The organism is Thiohalocapsa halophila, assembly GCF_016583825.1.
Lineage (GTDB): Bacteria > Pseudomonadota > Gammaproteobacteria > Chromatiales > Chromatiaceae > Thiohalocapsa > Thiohalocapsa halophila.
The window spans coordinates 19,495-44,465 of the sequence record NZ_NRRV01000044.1 but is presented as its reverse complement, the minus strand read 5'-3'; the positions used below and the strand labels follow the sequence as shown (position 1 = coordinate 44,465).

Below are 24,971 nucleotides of genomic sequence, written 5' to 3'. Positions count from 1 at the left end.
GGCCGATTGGGGGTAGGGCGGCTTGGCGCGCCACCGGCCCTGCGGCGCTCGCGCCGAGGGCGGCTTCAGTTCTCGTCCAGCCCCAGATAGTCCCAGATTCGCCGGCCGAGGCTGATCTCCTCCGGCGCCGGCGTATCGTCGATGAACCGCCCTTCGCGGCGGTTCAGCTCCAGCACTCGCCGTGCGTCGGCGGCGAGCTTGTCCTTGCCGAGGGCCTGGTAGGCGTCGATGAGGATTTCCAGGGCGCTCTCCACGGCTGTCGTGCGCTGGAAGCGCTCGATGACGTATTGGGCCCGGTTGGCGGCGGCAAGGTAGGCGCCCCGCTTCATGTAATACTCGGCCACATTGACCTCGCTCTGGGCGAGGGTGCTGCGCAGATAGAGCATGCGCTGGCGGGCGTCGGCCGCGTACTTGCTGTCCGGGAAGCGGCGCACCAGCTCTGCGAAATCCTCGAAGGCGTCGAGCGCCGAGCCGGGGTCCCGCTGGGATTGGTCCGTCGGAACGAAGCGGTCGAGGAAGCCAATACTACGGTTGTAGTTGACGATGCCCTTGAGGTAATAGGCGTAGTCGACGAAGGGATTCTGCGGGTAGAGCTTGATGAAACGGTCGGCGGCGGCGATGGCCTGCTCGGGCTCTTCGGCCTTGTAGTAGGCGTAGGCGACATCGAGCTGCCCTTGCATGGCGTAGCGCCCGAACGGGTAGCGGGTCTCGAGCTTCTGGTAGAGCTCGATGGCGCGCTTGTAGTTGGCGCCGTCCAGCTCCCCGGCGGCTTTGTTGTACAGCTCAGCGGCCGTCCAGCCCTTGGTCTCATCGAACTCCTTGCCGATGATGCCGCAGCCGGACAGACCGATGGCGAGCAGGAGGAGGGCGAGGGCTACGCGCATCGTCAGGCCGGGTCGCAGGTTACAAAACAGCCCATCATTGTAGCGAATCTTCGGTGAGTGACACAGGACAGTTCGGGGCCGACGGCGCGGACGCTGACCTGCTGGCGGGGGCCGCGCCCGGCGGTGGAGAGCGGATCGAGCAGTGGCTGGATATCGACTCCGCGGATGCAGGTCGGCGCCTGGACCAAGTGCTGGCGCGGCTGCTGCCGGATTTCTCCCGCGCGCGCATTCAAGAGTGGATCGACGCCGGTATGGTGCGACTGGACGGGCGCGCCACCAAGCGCCGCGCCAGGCTCGCCGGCGGCGAGCGGGTGCATGTCCGCGCCTGGCTGGCGGCCCGGGAGAGCTATGACCCGGAGCCCATGGACCTTGCCGTCGTCCACGAGGACGCCCATCTGATGGTGCTGGATAAGCCCGCCGGCCTTGTCGTCCATCCCGCCGCCGGCAATTGGTCCGGTACCTTGCTGAACGGGCTGCTCCACCACGCGCCGGCGCTGGCGGCGCTGCCGCGCTGCGGCATTGTCCACCGCCTGGATAAGGACACCAGCGGCCTGCTGGTGGTGGCGAAGACCCCGGCCGCGCACAAATCCCTGGTGGAGCAGCTGCGCGCGCGCACCGTAAGCCGCGAGTACCGAGCCCTGGTGGTGGGCTCGCTCGCCGCCGGCGGTCGCGTCGACGCCCCGGTGGGCCGCCACCCGGTGCGACGCACTGCCATGGCGGTGACCGCCGGCGGCAAGCGGGCCGTGACGGACTACCGGGTCTTGGCCCGCTACCCCGGCCACACGCTGTTGGGGCTGCGGCTGCATACCGGCCGGACCCATCAGATCCGAGTGCATATGGCCCATCTGGGGTATCCGCTGGTGGGTGACCCGCTCTATGGCAATGGCCGGGCGGCGGGGGCGGGCTTGCCGGCGGCGGCCGCGACCGCGGTGAGGGCGTTTCCGCGCCAGGCGCTGCACGCGATTCGGCTCGGGCTGGCGCATCCGCACGACGGTGCGTCTATGCATTGGGAGGTGCCCATGGCGCCGGATCTCGGCGCCCTGCTGGCGGCGCTGGAGGCTCTGCATGAGCGCCGCTGAGCCGACCTGGGATGACGTCATCGTACCGGATTGGCCGGCGCCGCCGTCGGTGCGGGCTTGTACCACCACTCGCCGCGGCGGCGCGAGCACCGGGGCCTTTGCATCCCTGAACTTGGCGCAGCACGTCGGGGATGATCCGGCGGCGGTGGCGGCCAACCGCGCGCGCCTGCGCGCCGCACTGGCACTCCCCGCCGAGCCCCTTTGGCTGGCGCAGGTGCACGGCTGCGACGCCGTGTCGCTGAATGCCGCGGCCGGTGCCGCCGAGCCGCCGGCGGCCGATGCGGCGGTGACGCACGTGCCCGGGCGCGTCTGCGCTGTGCTCACCGCCGATTGCCTGCCCGTGCTGCTGTGCGACCGCGGCGGCAGTGTCTGCGCCGCCGTGCATGCGGGCTGGCGCGGTCTGCACCGCGGGGTCATCGAGGCGGCGCTGGCGCGCCTTGGGCGACCGCCGACCTCGATACTAGCGTGGCTCGGTCCCGCCATCGGTCCGAGCCGATTCGAGGTCGGGCCCGAGGTGCGCGCGGCATTCCTGGCGCAGGACGCCGGGGCCGCCGACGCGTTCCGGCCCGGTGCCGGCGACCGCTGGCTGGCGGATCTCTACGCGCTCGCGCACAGGCGCCTCACGGCGGCCGGCGTGGAGCAGGTCAGCGGCGGCGGGCTTTGCACGGCGAGCGATGCCGCGCGCTTCTACTCCTATCGCCGTGACGGACGCACCGGGCGCATGGCCACACTGATCTGGCTCGCCGCCGGCGCCGCTTGAGCGAAGCGCGGCGGGACCGGCACCTGGGCGGAGCTCAGGCACGGGGTGCGGTGGTCCAAGGTCTCTGGTGACGGCGCGCCGCGGCGGCTCGGCCACCGCGGTGCGCGCCCGATCGTTGAACTTAGCGGGCGGTGTCGTTACTGTCCTGGTTTGCGCGCCACTGTTCGGCTGCTGCCGCCGGTTTTTTTCCACGCGCCCTTCAAGCCTGCCGCTGGCTGACATGAGCATGAATCGATCCACGCCTTGGTCCTGTCCCGACGATAAAGCCCGCCCGGCCAACGCGGCCGCGCCCCGGTGTTCCGACCCATGGCGGCGCATGACCGGCGGCGCCCGGCGGCGCACGCGCCTCGGCACCCTGCTGGTCTTCCTCGCCGCATGGCTCTGTGTGTCCTGTGCCGCGGTGGCGGAGTTCACGCCCGTGGGCATGGCCGAGCTCTTTCCGTCGGATCGCCAGAGCAAGACGACGCTGGTCATCAACAAGGTTCTGGAGCGCTTCCACTATCGCGACTTCAAGCTGGACGACGGCTTCGCCCAGTCGGCGCTGCGCAACTATTTCGACGACCTGGACCCGAATCGCTCGTTCTTCTTCGAGCGCGATATCGAGCGCTTCACCCGCGGCGGCAACCGTCTCGACGACGACCTCGATGCGGGTAAGCTCGACGTCGCCTTCGATATCTTCCGCGTCTACCGCATGCGGGTGGACAACCGCATCGAGTACGCGCTGAAGCTGCTCGAAGAGGATTTCGACTTCGACAAGGCCGAGACCTATCGCTTTGATCGGGAGAATGCGGACTGGGCCAAGAGCGATGCCGAGCTCGACGACATTTGGCGCAAGCGCGTCAAATACGACTATCTCACGCTGAAGCTCTCCGAGGAATCGGACGAAGAGATTCGCGACCAGCTGCGCAAACGCTACGAGGGCATCTCCCGGCGTGTGCACCAGTTCACCGGCGACGATGTCTACCAGGCCTTCGTCAACGCCTACACCGGCACGCTGGAGCCGCACACCAGCTACATGTCGCCGAGCACGTCGGAGAACTTCGACATCAGCATGCGGCTCAAGCTGGAGGGCATCGGCGCCGTGCTGAGCGGGGAGAACGAGTACACGGTGATCCAGCGCACCATCGCGGGCGGTCCGGCGCGCCAGTCCGGCCAGGTGCACACGGGTGATCGCATCATCGGCGTCGCCCAAGGCAAGAGCGGGGAGATGGAAGACGTCGTCGGCTGGCGCTTGCAGGACGTGGTGGACAAGATCCGCGGGCCGAAGGGCTCCGTGGTGCGCTTGGAGGTCCTGCCCAAGGCTAGCGGCTCCGCGGGGCGCACCCGCGAGGTGGAGCTGGTACGCAACGAGATCCGTCTGGAGGACCAGGCAGCGCAGTCCTACCTGATCGACGGCCCCGAGAACGCACCGGACCTGCGTATCGGCGTGGTCGAGGTGCCCGCGTTCTACCGCGACTTCCGCGCCGAGTCCGAGGGCAGCCGCGATTTCACCAGCACCACCCGGGATGTGCGCCGGCTCATCAAGGATCTCCAGGCCAAGGGCGTCGACGGCTTGGTCGTCGACCTGCGCGGCAACGGCGGCGGGTCCCTCACCGAGGCCACGTCCCTGACCGGCCTATTCATCGACGAAGGGCCGGTGGTGCAGGTGAAGGACGCCCTGGGCAAGGTGGATGTCGAGGTCGACCCCTATCCCGGTGCCATTTACTCCGGACCCCTGGCTGTGCTCGTGGACCGCAACAGTGCGTCGGCCTCCGAGATCTTCGCCGGCGCGATCCAGGACTACGGCCGCGGCGTCATCATCGGCGAGCCGACCTTCGGTAAGGGCACGGTGCAGACCCTCATCGACCTGGAGCGTTATCTGCCGGGCAACGCGGCGGAGCTCGGGCGGCTGCGGCTCACCATGGCGGAGTTCTTCCGCGTCAGTGGCGGCAGCACCCAGCTTCGGGGGATCGAGCCGGATATCCGTTTCGACCTCGGTCCGGACCTCTCGGAGCATGGCGAGCGCTCGCTGGAGAACGCGCTTCCGTGGGATCGCATCCGGCCCGCGCGCTATTCGCGCTACCGCCCGCTCGACGTCGAGCCGCTGCGTCAGCGCTCGTCAACGCGTATCCGTGAGGACGACGGCTTCCGTATGCTTATGTCCCGCGGCGAGCTCCTGAGCGAGATCAACGAGCAACAGGAAGTCTCGCTGCGCGAGAGCGAGCGCCGGCGCGAGTCCGAGCGCCGTGACCGCGTGCTGGAGGAGGAGCGCAACCGCTTCCTGCGCGCCCGCGGCCTTGACCCTGTGGACGAGGACGCAGACGAGGTGGACGAAGACGCCCTGGAGCGCCAACAGGAGCTCATCGACCGCATCCAGGCCAAGGAAGCCGCACGCATCCTCGCCGATGTCATTGTTATGCAAGGCTCTGCGGACCGCCCGCGGGCCGCGATGCGCGATTAGGCCGCCCGCCTTGGCCCGCTCCGGGCGGAGCGCGCTCCACGTCAAGATGCCGCAGCAGCTCCAAGCTTTGCCCGCCCGCCCAGCGGCCGCGAAGCGCCTGCGTAAGCAAGGCGCGAGCGGGCTGTTAGGCTGCCCCGATGGCGGATCTCGGCCATGACCAATGGTGTCCTGCATGGCATCGCGCCGCCGGTGCTCGCCGGCTTTGCGGATGCCGAGGGCCGGCGCATCCTCGCGGGTGGTTATGTCGGGCTGGAGAAGGAAGCCCTGCGTGTCAACGCCGAGGGCTCCGTCGCCACGACCCCCCATCCCGCAGAGCTCGGCTCGGCGCTGACCCACCCCTCTATCACCACGGATTTCTCCGAGGCGCTGCTGGAGCTGGTGACGCCGGCCATGGGCTCCAGCGCCGACGTGCTGGCATTGCTCGATGACCTGCACCGCTTCGTCTACCGCCATATCGACGACGAGCGGCTGTGGGCCACCAGCATGCCCTGTGTACTTCACGGCGGGGCGCGGATTCCGCTCGCCCAATACGGCGGCTCCAATGCGGCACGCATGAAGACCGTCTATCGCCGCGGGCTCGGCAACCGCTATGGACGGGTGATGCAGATCATCGCCGGGGTCCACTTCAACTATTCGGTGGACGAAGCCGTCTGGCCCCGTCTCGCCGAGCTGCCGGGGGTGGCGGGCGTCGCTGTCCAGGGCGGTGAGCAGGCGCTGCGCTCGGAGCGCTATATGGGCATGGTGCGCAACCTCCAGCGCCTGGGTTGGCTGGTGCCCTATTTGTTCGGTGCCTCGCCGGCGGTGTGCAAGAGCTTCGTGCAAGACGCGGGCACCGATCTGGAGTCCTTCGACGACCGAACCTACTACTATCCCTACGCTACCTCCCTGCGCATGGGGGATATCGGCTATCAGAACCGCCAGGAAGAAGGCACGGGCATGAAGGCCTGCTACGACAGTCTGGATGCCTACATCAAGAGCCTCACCTGGGCCATCGAGACCCCTTGCCCGCAATACGAGACCATCGGCGTCAAGGTCAACGGGATCTATGAGCAGCTAAACGATCATGTGCTGCAGATCGAGAACGAGTACTACAGCAGCGTCCGCCCGAAGCAGCTGACCAACTGGATGGAGCGCCCGACCCTGGCGCTGCGCCGCCGCGGCGTACGCTACGTGGAGCTGCGCTCGCTGGACGTGAACGCCTACCATCCGCTCGGCATCGAGGCCGAGCAGATGTGCTTTCTGCGGCTGTTGATGCTCTATAGCCTGCTTACGGACAGCCCGCGCATCGCCGCCCGCGAGCGCCGCGCCATCGATGCCAATCAGGTGCTGGCCGCCCACCGCGGCCGGGAGCCGGGTCTCAGGCTGCAGGCTGGCGACGCCATGCCGACGCTGCGCGATTGGGCGCTCGGCGTGCTGGATGCGATGCAGCCGCTCGCCGAGCTGTTGGATGCCGGCAGCGACTGCGGCTACGCGCGCAGTCTCTCCGTGCAGCGGGCCAAGGTCTTGGACCCGGCGCTGACGCCGTCCGCGCGCATGCTGACGGAGATGCGCGAGCGCGGCGAGGGCTTCGCCGAGCTCGCCCGCCGCCTCACCGAGCAGCATCGTGAGAGCTTCCTGGCAGCGGCGCCGACGCCGGAGCGCGATGCCTGGCTGCAAGACCTGACGGCGACCTCCCTGGACCGCCAGCGCGCCATCGAGGCCGCCGACGCCATCGACTTCGACGAGTTCCTGCGCCGCTACTTCGCCCAAAGCGAGGCGCATCCGGTGGACCTGCCGGCGCCGGTGTGAGACGCCTGCGGTAGCCGGCGGGCGCGCAGATCTTGCGCTGCTGCGGCTGCTGACCTTGGGAGGCAGAGAGGTCATCACGCCGGCGCTGCGGCCGGGCTTGCGCACCCCCGTCGCGGACATCTGGTAGCCCGGCGCGGCGCGCTGCGCAGGACAAGCGTGCCAGGCGCGCCAGAGCCGTGAGCAGATGGATCGCAGTCAACCCCGCCCGCCGCGACTGATGCGCCTGATTGCCCAGTCCAGCCCCCGTGTGTCGAGCAGGCGCCTGAGCGTGCCCATGAGGTAGGTGGGAAAGGTCACGTAGTAGCGCGGGCGCGGCCGCGGGCTCTCCAGGGCGTGCACCAGCTTCTTCAATACCGCCTCCGGCGGCAGCGTGAAGGGCTGGGCCGGGCCATCTGTTGTGAGCCGCTCCTCCATGCGCCGGTAGGTGTCCCGATGGACGCTCGCCCGGGCATCGATGGTGCGCTGGTAGACGGCGTAGCCGTTCTCTCGGAAGCGGCTCAGGATGGGGCCCGGCTCGATCAGGCTTACCGCGATGCCGCTGCCGGCGAGCTCCAGGCGCAGGGTGTCCGTGAGCCCCTCCAGGGCGAACTTGCTCGCCACATAGGCGCCGCGGTAGGGCAGGGCGATGAGCCCGAGCACGGAGCTGTTCTGCACGATGCGCCCATGGCCCCGGGCGCGCATGAGCGGGATCACGCGCCGGGTGAGGTCGTGCCAGCCGAGCAGGTTGGTCTCCAGCTGGGCGCGCAGGACGTCGCGAGTGAGGTCTTCGACGGCACCCGGCTGGCCGTAGGCACCGTTGTTGAAGAGGGCATCCAGGCGCCCGCCGGTGTGTGCGAGCGCAGCCTCGAGCCCGGCTTGAATGCTGGCCGGGTCGTCGAGGTCCAGCTCGACGCTGATGAGGCCCTCGGCAGTGAGCCGGGTCACGTCCTCAGGCTTGCGCGCGGCGGCGATGACCCGCCAGCCGCGGGCGGCCAGCCCGCGGGCGCAGGCATGACCGATGCCGCTGGAGCACCCGGTGATGAGGATGCTGCGGGCAGCGGCGGTCGCCGGCTCCGACTGCGGCGCCATGCGTCAGTGGCCCTTGGGGTGGAAATGCATGGGTGGCTCCGAGGTGCTCCGAGCTCGCCGGACATTGAATCGCGGCGCGTAAACCTTACCATTATCCGGTTGTTCGCTTTTCCCCCCGGTGAGGACCCGACCATGCCCATCTACGCCTATCGCTGTGAGGCCTGCGGCCACGAGCTGGACGCGCTGCAGAAGATCAGCGATGCCCCCCTGACGGACTGCCCGGCCTGCGGTGCCGCAGCGCTCAAGAAACAGCTGACTGCCGCGGCCTTCCGGCTCAAGGGTGGCGGCTGGTACGAGACGGACTTCAAGAAGGACGGCAAGAAGAATCTGCACCAGACCGAGGACAAGCCGGCGGACAAGCCCGCCGCCGACAAGTCGAAGGACGGCGGCAAGGACAAGACCGGCGGCGATAAGCAGCCCGCCGCCAAGCCCGCGGCGGAAGCCGCACCCGCCAAGCCCAAGGCGGGCGCTACCACTGGCTGACACCGATCGCGGATCGCTTGCGCCGCCCTCGGCGCGGCGCTATCTTGATCTGCTTTTTTCGGGCGGCGACGAGCCGCCCGAGCCGTTTTCATGCGTCGGCCACACGGCGGCCGGCGGCACAGGGGACCGATGATCATGCGCAGTCATTATTGCGGCGACGTCCACGCCGGGCTCATCGACGAGACGGTCCGTCTGGCCGGCTGGGTGCACCGCCGCCGCGACCACGGCGGCGTCATCTTCGTGGACCTGCGCGACCGCAGCGGCCTGGTGCAGGTGGTCTTCGATCCGGACCGCCCGGAGATGTTCGCGCTGGCGGAGCAGATCCGCAGCGAATACGTGCTGGCCGTGGAGGGCCGGGTGCGCCGCCGCCCCGAGGGCACCGAGAACCCGAGCATGGCCACCGGCGAGGTGGAGGTGCTGGCGCAGTCGCTCCAGGTGCTGAACCGCGCCGAGACCCCGCCCTTCCAGCTGGAGGACTACCACTCGGACACCTCCGAGGAAGTCCGGCTGCGCCATCGCTACATCGACCTGCGCCGCCCGGAGATGCAGCAGCGCCTGCGGCTGCGAAGCCGCATCACCGCCACGCTGCGCGCCTTCCTGGACGCCGAGGGCTTCCTGGACATCGAGACGCCCATCCTCACCAAGTCCACGCCGGAGGGCGCCAGGGACTACCTGGTGCCGAGCCGCGTGCATCCCGGCGAGTTCTATGCCCTGCCGCAGTCGCCGCAGCTGTTCAAGCAGCTGCTGATGATGTCCGGCTTCGACCGCTATTATCAGATCGCCCGCTGCTTCCGCGACGAGGACCTGCGCGCCGACCGCCAGCCCGAGTTCACCCAGCTCGACATCGAGACCTCCTTTCTCGACGAGACCGAGTTGACGGGCCTGATGGAGAGGATGATCCGCGAGCTGTTTCGCCAGGTGCTGGCAATCGACCTGCCGGACCCCTTCCCGCGCATGACCTACGCCGAGGCCATGCGCCGCTATGGCTCGGACCGCCCAGACCTGCGTGTGCCGCTGGAGCTGGTGGACGTGGCTGACTTGATGGGTGAGGTGGAGTTCAAGGTCTTCGCGGGCCCCGCCGCGGACCCCGAAGGCCGGGTGGTGGCGCTGCGCCTGCCCGGCGGCAGCGAGCTGACCCGCAAGGAGATCGACGACTACACCAAGTTCGTCGGCATCTACGGTGCCAAGGGACTCGCCTACATCAAGGTCAACGATTGGACGGGCCAGGGCCGCGACGGGCTGCAGTCGCCCATCCTCAAGTTCCTGCCGGAAAGCGCGGTGACCGGCATCATGGAGCGCACGGGTGCGCAGAACGGGGACCTGGTCTTCTTCGGCGCGGACAAGGCGGAGGTGGTCAACGAATCCATCGGCGCCCTGCGCGTCAAGCTCGGGCACGACCGCGGTCTGGCCTCGGATGACTGGCAGCCGCTGTGGGTGGTGGACTTCCCGATGTTCGAGCGCGATCCCCACACCGGGCGCTGGGTGGCCCTGCATCATCCCTTCACGGCGCCCAAGGACGACCAGCTGGAGCGTCTGGAGTCCAACCCCGGCAGCGTCGAATCCCGTGCCTACGACCTGGTGCTGAACGGCACCGAGGTGGGCGGCGGCTCCATCCGTATCCACCGCGAGGAGGTGCAGCGGCGCATCTTCCGCCTGCTCAAGATCTCCGACGAGGACGCCGAGTCCCGCTTCGGCTTCCTGCTCAATGCGCTCAGGTACGGCTGCCCGCCCCACGGCGGCATCGCCTTCGGCCTGGACCGGCTGGTGATGCTCATGACCGGCAGCCACTCCATTCGCGACGTGATGGCCTTCCCCAAGACCCAGACCGCGTCCTGCCTGCTCACGGACGCCCCCTCTGCCGTGGACGAGGCCCAGCTGCACGAGCTGGCGCTGCGGATACGGCTTCGAGCTTGAAGGTGAGTAACGAGTGGCGAGTGACGAGGCGCTAGGAGCTAGGCATCAGTAACACCGCAGCGATCCGCCCCTCGCCCCTCGTAACTCGGACCTATTTTCCAATGCCCGGCGGCGCTAGGCGCCACATCTAAATCCTGGCTTTGGTCTACACCGAGGCCGGTGCGCTGTTGCTGAATCGAGCAAGTGTTCCGCTGTCTTGCAGATGTGCGTGCGCACGGCATATCATGCTGCATGATCCGTATGTGGTAGGAGGTTCTGAGTATGCTGAAGATGGTGGGCAACAGTGGTCAGTTGTCGCTGGGCAAGCAGTACGCCGGCCGCTACTTCGAGGTAGAACAGCGTGAGGACGGGTCGATTGTGCTCACGCCCATGCGGGTGATTCCCGAGTGCGATGCCTGGCTCTATACGGCCGAGACGCGTGAGCGTCTGCGCGCAGCGGATGATTGGATGGACCGGAATCCGCCCGCCGAGACCGATTTGGATGCGCTCGCGGAGAAGCTCGACAACGAGGCGCAGTGACGTCGGGCCATCCGCTCCTTCGGCTCACCGCTTCCCATAAGCGCCGTCGTGTTCGGTGTGCAGCGCGACGAATCGGATGTAGTCACCCTCCCTGCGCACCACGGCGCGGATGCGCTTGGATAGTCTGATGGTGAACCGGCCCGGCGCATCTTTGATCTGCTCCCAGTGGAGCCCCTTGTCTTTGTAGACTGTGGGCCAATCCATGCCTCGGAGCTTGCGCAGAGTCTTGAGCACGGGTTTCAGCTCGCCGGCGTCCAAGCGGAAAAGGTCGGCCTGAAAGTCCGGGAAGTTCAGGTCGAGTAGAACATTGCAGCTCGGCATGCTCGGTGCTCCGCGCTTCCGCCCCACATGATGTTAACCAACGCCTCGCACCGCAGGTCAATTGATATCAGGCACGCCGCATGGAAGCGTGGCAATTACAGTGGGTGACGCGATTCGCGCTATCGTAGTCATTGGATCGATCTGTTTCAACAATCAATCGTCCAGCCGTCAAGCCGGCGCTGAGCGGGAACGCCACCCCATGCTTCAATCAGCAACAGGCAAGCGCCCAGTATCGGTTCTCGTCGTGATCTACACTGACGCCGGCGAGTTCCTGCTGTTGAATCGCGTGCGACCGCCGCACTTCTGGCAGTCGGTCACCGGCAGCCTGCTGGCCGGGGAATCGCCGCGGTCGGCGGCGCTGCGCGAGCTCAAGGAGGAGACGGGGCTGATCGGTGCCGCGGGTCTCGTGGACCTGCGCCAAAGCCGGCTCTTTCCCATCAAGCCCGCCTGGCGGGCGCGTTATCGCCCGGGGGTGTGCTTCAACCGCGAGCATTGGTTCGCGCTGCGGCTGCCGGGACGCCGCCGTATCCGCCTCGCCGCCGACGAGCACAGCGGCTGCCGCTGGCTGCGGGCCGGCGAGGCCGCGCGTCTGACCGGCTCCTGGACCAACCGCGATGCTATCCGGCTGCTGGCGTCGTGCGCGCCAAGCGCCTGATCCGCCTGCCGGCCAAGGGCATTGGCGGCAGATTCCACAAACGCGGCGCCGGTGAAGCCGCTTTGATGCTCGCTGATTGGCGCGCGTCGAAGCAGCGCAGGCCATGCGCCGGCTGATTGTGTGGGCAGAACAAGCATGCGTCTGCCGGTCAAACTGCTGCTGATCCTGCTGCTCGCTGCCGGCGCCGGCGCCGTGTGGTGGTCTGTCAGCCGCCCGCACCCGGTATCCGTGCGCATCGCGGAGGTGGAGCGCGGTCGGGTCGAGGAGATGGTCGCCAACACCCGTGCCGGCACGGTGAAGGCCTGCCGCCGGGCGCGGCTGGCGCCGGCCATGGGCGGGCAGATCGCGCAGTTGGAGGTGCACGAGGTCATCGCCCATCCGCCGGACGACCCGCCGCTGCTCGCGGGCTACAGCGCCGATGTCGAGATCGTCACCGCCGTCGCCGAAGACACCCTGTCCGTTCCCACCGCAGCCATCACGCCCGGCTTCGAGGACGCGTCCGACTCGGTGCTGGTGCTCGGCGGCGATGGCCGCCTCGCCTCCCGGGACATCGAGACCGGCCTCGCCAATTGGGAGCGAACCGAGGTGACGGCGGGGCTCGCCGCCGGTGAGCGCGTCGTGCTCTCGGCGGATCGCGATGGCGTCGAGGCCGGAGCGGCGGCGGTGGCCGAAGACGCCGCCGATGGCTGAGCCGCGCCGCTGTCGCCGGCCGGTGCGACCTTGAGGGCGCAGCGATGATCGCGCTCGGTGGCATCGAGCGCAGCTTTCAGGTGGGCGACCAAGTCGTCCATGCCCTGCGCGACGTGGCGCTGACGCTCGCCGACGGCGACTACGCCGCCGTCATGGGTCCGTCAGGCTCCGGCAAGAGTACGCTCCTGAACATCCTGGGCCTGCTGGACCGCCCGGACGCCGGCGGCCAACGCCAGCGGGTGGCCATCGCCCGCGCCACCGTCACCCATCCGAGCCTGCTGCTCGCCGACGAGCCCACCGGCAACCTCGACCGCGCCAGCGGCGAGGACGTCATCGAAGCCCTGGAAGCGCTGAACGCCCAGGGCCTGACGCTGGTGGTCGTAACGCACGATCAGGCCCTCGGCGCGCGTGCCCACCGGCGTATTCAAATGGACGACGGTGCCATCGTCTGATGCGCCTGCACCCGAGCGCGGCGGCTTTCGGCCGGCTCGCGCGCCGAGCTCTGCGCTCGGACAGCAAGCGAGACGGGCTTCGCCGGCACAAGGCCGAATGGCTGGCAGTCTCCCGTGGGCGGTGCGCGCACCGCCCAGGGGCAAGGGTATGGGGCTCAGGCGGCGCCCGCCGGGGTTGCGGCGCTCGTCGACGATGACGGTTGCGACGAGCTGCTCGGGGCGGACCGAGTCTGCCCGGTCGCCGGCGGCTTCTGCTTGGACCGGTCCGCTTTCCTGGCGCTGCGATCCCTGGGGATCAGCCAGTGCACGCCGAGGCTCAGAATGAAGCCGATCACGCCGAGTATGCCGACGACGGTGACCGGGTGGCTCGCCGGCTCGTCGATGCCGAACAGGTTGCCGAGCATCATCAAGCCGGGGTTGCCCTCCGGCATGAACAGCACATAGGCGCAGAAGGCGATGAACAACGAGAACAGCACCAGCTTGTAGTCCATCTGGATGGCCTCCAGCAGCGTGGCCACTGCGAGGATGCCGAGGAGGATGACCGTGTATTGCTGGTCGTTCAGCAGCTCCCGGAAGCCGGCGATATGGAAGAGGTAGAGCACGGCGATGACCGCCCCCCAATGGATGAACTGCCGCAGCACGTACCAGATGCGGTCCTGACCCAGCATCTGGCATTGGTGCCAGCCCGAGAACAGCGACAGCACGGCAACGGCCGGTACGAAGATCTCCCAATACTTGTAAGTGCCCGCCATGTCGTCGACGCTCATCCGGAACAGCACGACGGCCGCCGCGAACAGGATCAGCAGCGGGATGACGGTGAGAATCAGCGGATTCTGTATTCTGGATTGGGTGGCGGAAGTGGTGACGTCGGACACAATGCTTCCTCCTCTGGTGGTTGGCTCGAACCGACGGGTCCGAGCTTCGAGTCTAAACCATAATCGGTGTGGGTGAGTGTTCAGAAGGGTCGGGACCGACACGGCTCACCTCGGGGGTACCGAAGCCCGGATGGACGTTCTCGGGGGTTGGGTGCATGCTGACGACTCGGCCGATCAATGCCGAGGCAGCCGGTGATGTCGACGTCTTCTCACGTATCCCGTCATGGTTGGCGCCTGCCGGCCCCGGGCCTGCGCGTTGCCGCCTAGCGGGATGCACACCGGCGACACCCTCACCAGCGCCGCCCGGGCGCTCACCGCACACCCCACCCGCACCTGGCTGACGCTGGCGGCGATGGCCTTCGCCACCGCCGCGGTGGTCGTGCTGACGGCCATCGGTGAGGGGATCCACCGCTTCGTGCTGGCGGAGTTTACGCAGTTCGGCACCAACCTCATCGCCGTGAATCCGGGCCGCACCACCACCATGGGCATGTCCGGGGCCATGATCGCGAGCGTGCGGCCCCTGTCCATGGACGACGTCGATGCCCTGGAGCGGGTGCCGGACGTGCAGGCGGTGGTCGGCGTCGTGTCCGGCAATGCCGCGGTGGAGGCGGGCCGGCGCAGCCGCCGCACCATGGTCTTCGGCGCCGGGCCGGAGGTGCCGGCCATCTGGGCCATGCGCCCGGCGCAGGGGCGCTTCCTGCCGGCGGACGGCGCCGCACGGCCGGTGGCAGTGCTCGGCGCCAAGCTGCACCGGGAGCTGTTTCGGGGCGCGCCGGCGCTGGGTGCGCGCATCCGCATCGGCATCCTCACCATCATGACCATCGCCGTCGGCGAGCGCCGCGCGGAGATCGGTCTGCTGCGGGCGCTCGGCGCCGGTCGCGGGCAGATCCTGGCGCTCTTCCTGCTGGAGGCCACCGTGCTGGCGCTCCTGGGGGGCGCCCTCGGCTTCATGATCCTAGAAACGGTAGTTGAACGGCCCCCAGGGTGCGTCCCGCGGGGCGTCCAGCAAGGCACAACGAGGCGGAATAGCCGACCTATTCCAACGAGTTGTAACGCAGCTGGGCGCCGCGCGGGGCGTGCCATGGGGGTCGTAGCGGCCCTCACCCGGGAGGTGACCTGGAAATCGGTACGAATTCTCAAATTGCGCAAGCACTTGTAGCTGCGACGAAGCGGTCAACTGCCGTTTCTAGGATGATCGGCGCCGGCGGCGCCTGGCTCATCGGCGTGCTGGTGCCGGCGCTGCCGGCCCGCACGGCCTGGGACTTCGTGCTGCTGGCGGAGCTGGCGGCGGGGCTCATCGGCCTCGCCGCCGGCGTGCTGCCGGCCGCGGCGCTGGACCCGGTGGCGGCCCTGCACGAGGAGTAGCTTTGGAGCGCCGACTTCCAGTCGGCAACGGCCGCCGCGGGCTCGGTGCCCGCGGCGGGCGTTCAGCCTAGATTCGTCAGTCGAGCCACGAAGCAACCGTGGGAGCGGACTCCGGCCGCGACGGCTTGCAGTGACGCGGCGCGCCGGGCGACGCGGCAAGGATGCCGCTCCCACAAGCAACTGCGTGAGCAGGCTCCCGACCGCGACGGCTTGCAGTGCAGCGACGTCCGCAAGTCGCGGCAAGGATGCCGCTCCCACAAGCGCACGAACAGCCGCCCGCGTCGGGCTTCGCTGTCGCTCAGCGCCGACCTACGGTTGTCTCGCTCAGGCTGCACGATGAGCCCCATGGAGCGACCAATCCGGCGATAATCGGGCGAGGGCCGGGGCCGGATCCCGGGCATCGACGGCGATGAAGGCACCGCCGGCCGCAGCCGGGTCATCCTGCTCCCCCTGCTCATTCACCACCAGCACCGTCACCGCCAGTCCGCTGCGGCGCAGGCGCGCGACGAGCCCGCGGCGGGCATCGTCCCAGTGCAGCAGCACGCACAGGCAGGCGCTCTGGCGCGCGGCGCGGCTGCTGACGGTCTCGGCCAGGTGCGTGAAGGCCGCCGCCGGCTGCGGCTCCACACAGGCCAGTACCTCCAGCATGGCGGCGGTGGACATGAGCCCGCGCCCGGCGGTGAGGACGCGGGTGCCTTCGGCGTAGAGCAGCAGGTCCAGCAGGCCGTCCGGGCCGTTGGGCTGCTCGCCCAGGGGCGCGATAAGGGAGGCCGCCGCGGACACTGCGGTCTCGAAGCGCACCGGGTCGGCGCCTGCCGCCGGGCAGGTGTCCAGCACCAGCGCCTGCCGGGAGAAGAACTCGTCGCGGTATTCCTTCACCACGGGCTCGCCGCAGCGCGCCCAGGCGGCCCAGTGGATGTGCCGCGGGGAGTCGCCGGGCAGGTAGTCGCGCAGGCCTATGAATTCCCGGGAGTCGCCGACGCTGGACGTCTGCTCGATGCCGCCCGGCTGCAACCGCCGGCGCCCCGGCGGGCGCAGCTGTGGGGTGGGATAGCGTTTCGGCAGCACCAGGCAGCGGGCGCTCGCCGCCACCACGCGCTCGCGGCGCATGAGCCCCAGGGGGTCCACCCGGCCCAGCACCAGGGCATCCAGGGTCAGCCAGCCGCGCCGGGTGGGCGTCAGCGCAAGCGTCAGCTCGGCCACGCTGCCGGGCGCCAAGTCCGGCAGCTGCACCGGCGCCGGCGCCTCGGCGCGGCGGGTCTGCCGGATGAGCCATTCCCAGCGCGGGTAGCCGAGCAGCCGCTCGAAGGGATTCAGAGTCGCCTCCACCGGGGCGCGGGTGTCGACGAAGGCGGCACGGCTCGGCCGCGGGTCCGGCAGGCGCTCGTGCAGCGTCAGGCCGCGGGCGATGCGCCCGCCGGTGTTCGCCACCTCGACCTTGTATCTGCACGGCGCGCCGACGGCGGCCCGCGACGGCGGGCGGCGGTGGCTGCGCAGCTTCGCCAGCGGCACCAGCGTGCCGAGCCAGGCCACGCCCAGAAGGACGAGCCCGAAGGCGAAGGCCTGATGCGCCGCGGTGAGCCGGGTATCGAGGCCGAACAGCCCGGCGGCGAAAGTGGCCGCGAGCACGCCCTGGCCGGCGGGTGTGAAGTGCCGGCGCAGCCACTCCTGGCTGCTGCTGGCCAGGCGCAGGTTGAGCCAGCTCCAGGCCTTGAGCCAGCGCCCGGCGCGGGCGGCGAGGCCGCGTGGGCGCTCCGACTGTCGGCGGTGCCGGACGGCTTCGGGCGCGTCTGCGCTGCGCTGCTGCATCAAGCGGGCGGCGGGACCTCGGCCAGGCAGTCCCGCACCACGTCGGCGGCGCGACGACCGGCATAGCGGGCGGCGGGGTCGAGTCCGAGGCGGTGGGCGATGACGGGCACCGCGGCCTCCCGCACCGGCTCCGGCGGCAGGTAGTCGAGGCCGTCGAAGAGCGCAAGCGCCTGGGCGATCTTCATCAGCGTCAGTGAGGCCCGCGGGCTCGCGCCCAGGGCCACCCCCTCCTGCCGGCGGGTGGCGGCAGCCAGGGCGACGATGTAGCGGCGCATGGACTCGGCCACCCGCACCTCCTGCACCGCCCGGCGCAGGGCCAGGATGTCGTCCGCGCCGGCGCAGGGTCGCAGCTGCGACAGGGGATCGGCAGTACGCTGGTCCTCCAGCAGCGCCGCCTCTGCGGCCTCGCCGATGTAGCCGAGTCCGAAGCGCAGCGCGAAGCGGTCCATCTGCGCCTCCGGCAACGGATAGGTGCCGTGCAGCTCGATGGGGTTTTGTGTGGCGATGACGAAAAACAGGGCGTCCAGCGCCCGCAGGTCGCCGTCCACGCTCACCTGGGATTCGCCCATCGCCTCCAGCAGCGCCGCCTGGGTGCGCGGCGAGGCGCGGTTGATCTCGTCCGCCAGCAGGATCTGGGTGAACACCGGACCGGGGCGGAAATGGAAGGCGTGCTCGGACGGGTCATAGACCGACACGCCGAGGATGTCCGACGGCATCAGGTCCGGCGTGAACTGCACCCGCTTGAAGGTGCCGTGGATGGACCGGGCCAGGGCCTTGGCCAGCGTAGTCTTGCCCGTGCCGGGCACGTCCTCCAAGAGCACGTGGCCGCCGACGGCGAGCGCCGCCAGCAGCCAGCGGATGGCCTGGTCCTGGCCGCGCAGCACGAGGGCCAGGTTATCGCGCAGGCGGGCATGGATCTGACGGGCGCCAGCGGCGACATCCGGATCCGCCGGCGTCGGAGCGGCATGAGCGGCAGCGGGGCTGGGCATGATTCGGGGGGTCTCCACTGGCGTCCGCGCCAGTATAGTCGGGCGTTTGAAGTTTGAAGTTTGAAGTTTGAAGTGCGAAGTGCGTAGTGGGAAGTACGTAGTACGTAGTACGTCGTGCTCAGTGCGCAGTGCGATGCGGTGCAGCCCATCGGATTGCGGACACCGCACTGCGCACCGCGCACCGCGCACTAATCCGGACTGCGCCACGCTCCGAACCGCGCCCTCCGCCCTCCGCACTGCGCACTTTCTCCCCCGCACCGCGCACTAACCCGCACCGCGCACCATTCCGTACTCCGTACTCCGTACTCCCCCGCGACACCCCATGCGTTTCCGAACGATAATCCCACCCCCGCCCAATCCAACCACCGGAGGTCACTCATGCCCGAAACTCAAGGCGCCAAGCTGCGCCGCGCCGTACAAGAAGAGCGCCCGCTGCAGGTGGTGGGCGCCATCAACGCCTACCATGCCCTGCTGGCGGCGCACACCGGCTACCGCGCGCTCTATGTCTCCGGCGGCGGCGTCGCCGCCGGCTCGCTGGGGGTGCCGGACCTGGGCATCACGGGGCTGGAGGACGTGCTGGTGGACGTACGCCGCATCACCTATGCCTGCGACCTGCCGCTGCTGGTGGATGCCGACACGGGCTTCGGCGGCGCCTTCAACATCGCCCGCACCGTGCGCGAGCTGAGCCGCGCCGGCGCCGCCGGCTGCCACATCGAGGACCAGGTGGCCGCCAAGCGTTGCGGGCATCGGCCGAACAAGGCCATCGTGCCGCCGGCCGAGATGGTCGACCGCATCAAGGCCGCCGTGGACGCGCGCACCGACGACTTCGTCATCATGGCGCGCACGGACGCGCTGGCCGTGGAGGGCATGGACTCGGCGCTGGAGCGCGCGGCGGCTTGCGTCGAGGCGGGGGCGGACATGGTCTTCCCGGAGGCGCTGACGACGCTGGAGGAGTACACCCGGTTCACGTCGGCGCTGGACGTGCCGGTGCTCGCCAACATCACGGAGTTCGGTGCCACGCCGCTGTTTACCACCGACGACCTCGCCGGCGTGGGCGTGGGCCTGGTGCTGTATCCCCTCTCCGCCTTCCGCGCCATGAACCAGGCTGCGCTGAACGTCTACGAGGCCATCCGCCGCGACGGCAGCCAGGTGAATGTCGTGGACAGCATGCAGACCCGGGCGGACCTGTACGAGCACCTGGACTACCACGGCTTCGAGCAGAAGCTGGATGCGTTGTTCGCCGGCGGCAGCGAGGGCTGACTCGTCGGCGCCTGTTCAGGGTCCGGCTCAGGCTCAGGCGCCGGCTCAGGCACCCGCTCAGGCACTGGCCGGCTCGGCGGCCGCGGCCACCGGCTCGCGGTCGCCGCGCCGCCCCAGGATGCGATAGATCATCGGCACCAGCAGCAGGGACACCAGCAGCGAGAAGCCGAGGCCCCAGACGATGACGATGGCCAGCGGCTGGAGCATCTCCGAGCCCTCGCCGAAGGCCAGCGCCAGCGGCAGCATGCCGAAGACGGTGGTGAGCGTGGTCATCAGGATGGGCCGCAGGCGTAGCCGCGCGGCGCCGACGATGGCGTCGGTCATCGCCGCGGCCTCGCGGCGGCGCAGCTCAATGAACTCCACCAGCACGATGGCGTTGTTCACCACGATGCCGGCGAGCATGATGAGCCCGAGCCACACCGGCATGGACACGGCCGTGTCCGTCTGTCCCAGTCCGAGCACCACGCCGATGAGCGCAAAGGGCACCGACAGCAGAATGATCAGCGGGTTGCGCAGGGACTCGTACTGCACCGCCATTACCACCAGCACCAGGAACAGCGCCAGGGCCAGCAGGATGCGGCCGAGGTCGCGCCCCTTCTGCAGCGTCTCCAGGGCGCCGGCCTCGTAGAGGGTGTAGCCGCGGGGCAGGGTCAGGCCGTCGAGTGCCGTCAGCGCAGCGTCGATGGCGCCTTCCAGGGTGGCATCCCCGGCCACGGACGCCGAGATCTCCACCACCCGCTGCTGGCGGTCGCGCATGATCTCCGCCGGCTGCGGCAGCAGGTCTACCTCGGAGATGTCGCCCAGGCGAATGGGCCGCCGGGGCTCGGTGTTGCTGAACAGGATGATGGATTCCAGGTCCCCGGGCGCGCCCACGTCCGCCCGTTCCAGGCGCAGGCGGATGTCGATGCTGCGATCGCCGTCGATGAGCCGGGTGACGGTCTGGCCCTCCAGCGCGAAGCGCAGCACCGCGCCCACGTCTTCCACGTCGAGCCCGTAGCTCGCCGCCCGGCGGCGGTCCAGGCGCACCGAGAGCTCGCGGGCCACGTCCTCGTTGGAGTGCTGGATGTTGCTCAGGCTGGGGACATCTTGCAGGCGCTCGATGGCGGTGTCCGCCAGCGCGATCAGCCGCTCCAGCTCGGGCCCCTTGATGCGCAGGCTCACATCGTCGTCGCCGCGGTTGTAGCGGATGCCGCGCACGCCGGAGGTGTAATAGTACGTGCGAAGCCCCGGGATGCCCTCGGCCTTCACCAAGCGCTTGATGCGGGCGATGAAGGCATCCGACGTCAGCCCGTCGCGCTCGGCGGCGGGCGAGAGCAGCACCTGGATGCCGGCGCGGTTGGGGTTCTCCCAGGACGAGCGCCCGAACACCCAGCCGCCGACGGTGGTGAACACCGCATCCACTTCGGGCTGCTCGGCGACGATGGCCTCGACGCGCCGCACCATCCGATCCATGCGCTCCACGTTGATGCCCTCGTCGGCCCAGAGCGAGATCTGCACGTCGCCCTCGTCCAGCTCCGGCAGGAACTGCTGCTCGCCGCCGAAGAAGCCCGGCACCGTGAAGGCGAGCCAGGCGCCGAAGCCCGCCACCACCAGCCAGCGCAGGGGCAGCAGCCGCCGCAGCAGCCAGGCGTAGCCCGATTGCAGGGCGCCGATGCCGCGGTCGATGCCGCGCCGGAACAGCCCCTCGCGCGTCGCCGGCACCCGCCCGGCAAGCGCCGGCACCAGGGTCAGGGCCACCACCAGCGAGGCCAGAATGGCGGCCGAGATGGTGAAGATCAGCTCCCGGAACAGGAGCCCCACCAGGCCGGCGATGAACAGGAAGGGCAGCACCGCGGCGAGGTTCGTGGACGTGGAGGCGAGGATGGCGCTGGTGACCTCCCGCGCGGCATTCACCGCCGCGGGCACCGTGCCCTCGCCCAGGCGCTGGTGGCGCTGGATGTTCTCCAGCATGACGATGGTGCTGTCCACCAGCATGCCGATGCCGAGCGCGAGCCCGCCCAGGGTCATGATGTTCAGGTTGAGCCCGAAGGCGGCCATCAGGATGAAGGTCACCAGCACGGCGATGGGCATGGCGCTGCCGATGATCAGCGTGCGCCGGATGCTGCCCAGGAAGAGATAGACCACCAGCATCGCGAGCCCGGCGCCGGTGAGCGCCGCCCCGGCGGCATTGCGCAGGCTCTGGCGGATATAGCGGGCCTCGTCGTCCACCTTGCGCACCGCGATGTCCGGCGGGATGCGGCCCTGGGCGTCCAGGGTCGCCAGCGCCTCGTCCACGGTGTCGACGACGGCGACCGTGTTCTCCAGCGGCTGCTTCTGGATGGACAGCTTGATGCCGGGCTCGTCGTTGAGGCGAATGCGCAGGCGCTCGGGTGCGGCGCCGTCGGTGACCCGCGCCACATCGCCGACGCGCAGCAGCCCGGGCGGGGCGCGGCTGGCGTTGTCCATCGCGCCGTTGCCGGCGGTCGCCCGCTCATTCATGGCGCCGCCGGCCACCGGCAGCGGCAGGTCGACGATTTGCGCGGCGGTGTCCAGCCGCCCGCCGATGCGCCCGCTGATCTCGCCGTCGGTCATCATGAGCCGTCCGGCCGGCACGTCGCGGTTGGCCTCCTGCAGCGTATCGCGCAGATCCAGCAGATCCAGCCCGACGCCGGCCAGGCGGTATTGGTCGGCGATGACGCTCACCTCCCGCTCCAGGCCGCCGCCCACCTCCGCCGCGGCGATGCCGGGCAGGGTCAGCAGCGAGCGGCTCAGGGTGTACTCCACCCAGTCGCGCAGCTCCACGGCGTCGCGCAGGTTGGAGCTCACGACGTACTCCGCCACCGGGCGCTGCGAGGGGTCGCGCTTGTAGATGACGGGCGGCTCGATGGTGTCCGGCATGAAGCGCCGGGCCTGGTCCAGGCGGTTGCTGGCATCGCGCAGGGCCCGATCGATATCCTCGCCGTAGCGGAAAGACAGGTCGACGGCGCTGCGGCCCTCGCGGGTCTCGGACTGGATGGCGACGGCGCCCTCGGTGACCGCCAGCTGCTCCTCCAGGAAGCGTGTCACCTCGTCCTCCATGACCTGCGCCGGCACGCCCGGATCCAGCACCCGCACGCGAATATCCGGGTAGACGATGCGCGGCAGCAGGTCTAGGCTCAGTCGGCCCAGCGCGAAGCCGCCGAGCACCATCACCGCCAGCGTCAGCATGACGACGCCGATGGGATGGCGGACGGACCAGGTGGAGAGGCCGGTGATCATGGGCGAGGGCAAGGTGTCGGATTGGGGGATCGGCACTGCTGGCGGCGGAGTCGGCTGCGGGCTGTCGGCGCTCGGTGCCGGCTTACCCTTTAGCTGAGACATGCGGATGCCTCAGGGTTCCGACGCTGCAGCGAGACCGGAGTATCATGACCATCGACGATTCCTCCCTGCCGCTCCATCTCGCGCTGCTGGTCGCGGCCTGGCTCGGCTATTTCGTGCTGCATTCGCTGCTCGCGTCGCTGGCCGTCAAGCGTTGGACGGCGGCCCTGCGGCCCGACTGGATGCCGCGGTACCGGCTCGGATTCAATGCGCTGGCGGTGCTTCTGGTGCTGCCGCCGCTGTGGCTGACCCTGACGGGTCCGGGGCCGGTGCTGATCGCCTGGACCGGTGTCGGCGCCTGGATCGCCAACGGGCTGGCCCTCGCGGCCATCGCCGGGGTGCTGTGGTCGCTGCGTTGGTACGACGGCGCGTCCTTTCTCGGCTTCAGGCAGTGGCGGGAGCGGATCGGGGCGGTCGCCGACCGGGAAGACTTCGCGATCTCGCCGCTGCATCGCTGGGTCCGGCATCCATGGTACAGCCTGAGCCTGGTGCTGATCTGGACCCGGGACATGGACCCGTCGTTTCTGACCTCGGCCGTCCTGCTGACGGGCTACTTCGTGGTCGGCAGTCGCCTGGAAGAGCGCAAGCTGATCGCCTTCCATGGCGAGCGCTATCGGCGCTATCGCGAGCGGGTGCCGAGCCTGCTGCCGTTGCCGTGGCGGCACCTGACGGCAGCGCAGGCCCGGACCTTGAGTGCGCAGCGCTTGGGCTGATTCGCCGCGTTCGGCGCAGCAGGCCGGACCGCCCCGGGGCGATCGGCCGTGCCCGCCGCACGCCCATGCCGTCTTTGGGGGAACGAAAGCGTACGCGCGTGCCGAGGGTCCATGAAGTAAAGCGCGGATTCCTATCACAGGTCTGCGAGCGATACCCCCGAACACTGAGGAGCCAAACACAGATGAACACCGATCTCATCGACCAAGAGAGCGATACCATTTCTGCTTCGACCCTGACGATCCGGCGTATCAACGCGCCGACAGTCGGAACCTGGCTCGCACAGGGCTGGCAGACATTCGCGGCAGCTCCGTTCGCCAGTTTCGTCTACGGCATCCTGTTCGCCCTGGCTTGTATCGGCACGCTGGCGCTGGCTCGGGCGATGCCGGGTTTCACGGCGGCCTTCCTTACCGGATTGCTGCTGATCGGACCCTTCTTGGCTGCCGGGCTCTACGTTGCGGCCCGGCAGCACGCCGCGGGAGAGACCGTCAGCATTGGCAGTGGCTTGGCGCTGCTGTGGGAGAGGCGCACCAACCTGAGTTTGTTCGGGGTCTTCCTGGGCCTGATCATGGCCGCGTGGGTGCGCTTGTCCGCGCTTCTGTTTGCGGTCAAAGTGACCACATTTTCGCCGACCTCGACAAGTTATCTCGGCGCGCTCTCCGGCAGCTTCGAGCCGGTCGTAACCGGGTACTTTGTGCTGGTGGGCGCCATCCTCGCCTTCGCCGTATTCGTCACCAGCGCGGTGACGGTACCCTTGATCATCGACCGGGATGCCGGCCCGATCGTCGGTATTCAGACGAGCTGGAAGGCGGTCGCCCGCAATCCGAAGGCGATGGCGCTCTGGGCGGGCTTGATCGTTGCGCTGACCGCAGTCGGGATCCTGACCGCGTTCGTCGCGATGGTCGTGCTGTTCCCGGTGCTGGGCTATGCGACTTGGTACAGCTATCGGTCGTTGGTGCAGTGATCGACTCGCGCCGGTTGCGCGTCGGCGCCGGCTGTCCAATTTGGCGCAGCCGGCTGCACACGGCGGCGCTGTTGGATCCGAAGCGGTGCGAGCGTGCACTGCTCTCGGGCAAGGGGCCCGGGCTCTGTCAGTCGTTCAGCGGCCAACGGACGGCGGAGACTGTGGCGCGGTGAGCTTTATCCCTCGCCATGCCGTCTCCCTCCCGCCCGGGAGGATGCACCCGAGCCGGTGCCGGACTGGGGTTGCTTCGGCCAGCCCGAGGCCGACTTCGAGCTTGACCAGCGCGTTGCCGGGTAGCCGCCCTCTCTCGCTGCCGGAAACCGTACCGCCGCTCTCGTCTGCCGGCAGCGCGCTGCGCCGCAGAGGCTCGGCCGGGGACCCAGGGACGCGCGCAATTGCGCCCCTCGCGACGTCCGCCAGCCTAGCCGCTGCGCGTTGACGGGGTATCCGGCCCCCGGCTAACCTCCTAGCTCAAGCGGACCTGGGCGCGTCGGGTGGCTTCATTGTCCCGGCTGTCAGTCCGAGTGCTTCGGCACGCTGATCGTGCTCATCGCCGACCTCGCGAGCCGCGCAAGCATAGACTTCTGGCGCTGTGTGCCGGTGCGGGCG

General features: G+C 69.3%; 22 protein-coding genes. 15 read left to right on the top strand and 7 right to left on the bottom strand.

Going from position 1 to position 24,971, the window contains the following annotated elements; all coding sequences use genetic code 11:
• Positions 1-65: 65 nt before the first annotated feature.
• Positions 66-884, bottom strand: a complete 819-nt coding sequence (locus CKO31_RS16810; protein WP_200239775.1) for an outer membrane protein assembly factor BamD — start codon at positions 882-884, stop codon at positions 66-68.
• Between the two features lie 134 nt (positions 885-1,018).
• Here CKO31_RS16810 and rluD point away from each other — a divergent pair, with 134 nt between their 5' ends.
• The 4 genes from rluD (at position 1,019) to gshA (ending at position 6,951) form a co-directional block, all read left to right on the top strand.
• Positions 1,019-1,963: a 23S rRNA pseudouridine(1911/1915/1917) synthase RluD gene (gene rluD / locus CKO31_RS16805; RefSeq protein ID WP_322789163.1), complete on the top strand. Its 945-nt coding sequence runs from the start codon at positions 1,019-1,021 to the stop codon at positions 1,961-1,963.
• Entirely contained in the window at positions 1,950-2,723 is a 774-nt protein-coding gene (pgeF, locus tag CKO31_RS16800; protein ID WP_200239773.1) for a peptidoglycan editing factor PgeF, read from the top strand. Before rluD ends, pgeF begins: the two co-directional genes overlap by 14 nt.
• 316 nt (positions 2,724-3,039) lie before the next feature.
• Positions 3,040-5,163 (top strand): carboxy terminal-processing peptidase, encoded by a 2,124-nt coding sequence (locus CKO31_RS16795; RefSeq protein WP_200239771.1) that lies wholly within the window; start codon positions 3,040-3,042, stop codon positions 5,161-5,163.
• Positions 5,164-5,316: 153 nt separating this feature from the next.
• Complete coding sequence (gene gshA, locus CKO31_RS16790) at positions 5,317-6,951, top strand: glutamate--cysteine ligase (protein ID WP_200239769.1); 1,635 nt, start codon at positions 5,317-5,319, stop codon at positions 6,949-6,951.
• Between the two features lie 195 nt (positions 6,952-7,146).
• Here the strand turns inward: gshA and CKO31_RS16785 are convergent, their stop codons facing one another.
• A complete protein-coding gene (locus tag CKO31_RS16785) occupies positions 7,147-8,019 on the bottom strand; it encodes an SDR family oxidoreductase (protein WP_200239767.1) in 873 nt (290 codons plus the stop codon).
• A gap of 132 nt (positions 8,020-8,151) precedes the next feature.
• Here CKO31_RS16785 and CKO31_RS16780 point away from each other — a divergent pair, with 132 nt between their 5' ends.
• The 3 genes from CKO31_RS16780 (at position 8,152) to CKO31_RS16770 (ending at position 10,935) form a co-directional block, all read left to right on the top strand.
• Positions 8,152-8,502, top strand: a complete 351-nt coding sequence (locus CKO31_RS16780) for an FmdB family zinc ribbon protein (RefSeq protein WP_200239765.1) — start codon at positions 8,152-8,154, stop codon at positions 8,500-8,502.
• Positions 8,503-8,637: 135 nt separating this feature from the next.
• Positions 8,638-10,416 carry an aspartate--tRNA ligase gene (aspS, locus tag CKO31_RS16775; protein WP_200239781.1) on the top strand — a complete coding sequence of 593 codons (1,779 nt, stop codon included), beginning with the start codon at positions 8,638-8,640 and terminating at the stop codon, positions 10,414-10,416.
• 261 nt (positions 10,417-10,677) lie between these two features.
• Positions 10,678-10,935 (top strand): hypothetical protein, encoded by a 258-nt coding sequence (locus CKO31_RS16770; protein WP_200239763.1) that lies wholly within the window; start codon positions 10,678-10,680, stop codon positions 10,933-10,935.
• Between the two features lie 24 nt (positions 10,936-10,959).
• Here the strand turns inward: CKO31_RS16770 and CKO31_RS16765 are convergent, their stop codons facing one another.
• Positions 10,960-11,256 carry a hypothetical protein gene (locus CKO31_RS16765; protein WP_200239761.1) on the bottom strand — a complete coding sequence of 99 codons (297 nt, stop codon included), beginning with the start codon at positions 11,254-11,256 and terminating at the stop codon, positions 10,960-10,962.
• 199 nt (positions 11,257-11,455) lie between these two features.
• On the opposite strand from CKO31_RS16765, the gene nudB reads away from it, so the two are divergent.
• The 3 genes from nudB to CKO31_RS16750 all read left to right on the top strand — a co-directional run bounded on the left by nudB (position 11,456) and on the right by CKO31_RS16750 (position 13,053).
• Positions 11,456-11,911 (top strand): dihydroneopterin triphosphate diphosphatase, encoded by a 456-nt coding sequence (nudB, locus tag CKO31_RS16760; RefSeq protein ID WP_200239759.1) that lies wholly within the window; start codon positions 11,456-11,458, stop codon positions 11,909-11,911.
• 135 nt (positions 11,912-12,046) lie between these two features.
• On the top strand, positions 12,047-12,601 hold the full coding sequence (locus tag CKO31_RS16755) for a permuted SH3 domain-containing protein (RefSeq protein ID WP_200239757.1): 555 nt from the start codon (positions 12,047-12,049) through the stop codon (positions 12,599-12,601).
• A 44-nt stretch (positions 12,602-12,645) separates the two neighbouring features.
• Positions 12,646-13,053, top strand: a complete 408-nt coding sequence (locus tag CKO31_RS16750) for an ABC transporter ATP-binding protein (RefSeq protein ID WP_200239756.1) — start codon at positions 12,646-12,648, stop codon at positions 13,051-13,053.
• Positions 13,054-13,208: 155 nt separating this feature from the next.
• Here CKO31_RS16750 and CKO31_RS16745 read toward each other — a convergent pair whose 3' ends face one another.
• On the bottom strand, positions 13,209-13,928 hold the full coding sequence (locus tag CKO31_RS16745) for a hypothetical protein (protein ID WP_200239754.1): 720 nt from the start codon (positions 13,926-13,928) through the stop codon (positions 13,209-13,211).
• Between the two features lie 271 nt (positions 13,929-14,199).
• Between CKO31_RS16745 and CKO31_RS16740 the strand changes: the two genes are divergently transcribed.
• Positions 14,200-15,087 (top strand): ABC transporter permease, encoded by an 888-nt coding sequence (locus CKO31_RS16740; protein WP_200239753.1) that lies wholly within the window; start codon positions 14,200-14,202, stop codon positions 15,085-15,087.
• A 32-nt stretch (positions 15,088-15,119) separates the two neighbouring features.
• Positions 15,120-15,293, top strand: a complete 174-nt coding sequence (locus tag CKO31_RS16735) for a hypothetical protein (RefSeq protein ID WP_200239751.1) — start codon at positions 15,120-15,122, stop codon at positions 15,291-15,293.
• Between the two features lie 324 nt (positions 15,294-15,617).
• On the opposite strand, the gene CKO31_RS16730 is transcribed toward CKO31_RS16735, so the two are convergent.
• Positions 15,618-17,102 (bottom strand): DUF58 domain-containing protein, encoded by a 1,485-nt coding sequence (locus tag CKO31_RS16730; protein WP_200239749.1) that lies wholly within the window; start codon positions 17,100-17,102, stop codon positions 15,618-15,620.
• Entirely contained in the window at positions 17,102-18,091 is a 990-nt protein-coding gene (locus tag CKO31_RS16725) for an AAA family ATPase (RefSeq protein ID WP_200239748.1), read from the bottom strand. Before CKO31_RS16725 ends, CKO31_RS16730 begins: the two co-directional genes overlap by 1 nt.
• 378 nt (positions 18,092-18,469) lie before the next feature.
• Here CKO31_RS16725 and prpB point away from each other — a divergent pair, with 378 nt between their 5' ends.
• On the top strand, positions 18,470-19,351 hold the full coding sequence (gene prpB, locus CKO31_RS16720) for a methylisocitrate lyase (RefSeq protein WP_200239746.1): 882 nt from the start codon (positions 18,470-18,472) through the stop codon (positions 19,349-19,351).
• Positions 19,352-19,408: 57 nt separating this feature from the next.
• Here the strand turns inward: prpB and CKO31_RS16715 are convergent, their stop codons facing one another.
• Entirely contained in the window at positions 19,409-22,690 is a 3,282-nt protein-coding gene (locus CKO31_RS16715; RefSeq protein ID WP_242475442.1) for an efflux RND transporter permease subunit, read from the bottom strand.
• A 44-nt stretch (positions 22,691-22,734) separates the two neighbouring features.
• Between CKO31_RS16715 and CKO31_RS16710 the strand changes: the two genes are divergently transcribed.
• Both CKO31_RS16710 and CKO31_RS16705 read left to right on the top strand, forming a co-directional pair.
• Complete coding sequence (locus CKO31_RS16710) at positions 22,735-23,400, top strand: hypothetical protein (RefSeq protein WP_200239744.1); 666 nt, start codon at positions 22,735-22,737, stop codon at positions 23,398-23,400.
• Between the two features lie 182 nt (positions 23,401-23,582).
• A complete protein-coding gene (locus CKO31_RS16705; protein WP_200239743.1) occupies positions 23,583-24,362 on the top strand; it encodes a DUF2189 domain-containing protein in 780 nt (259 codons plus the stop codon).
• The last annotated feature ends 609 nt before the right edge of the window (positions 24,363-24,971 follow it).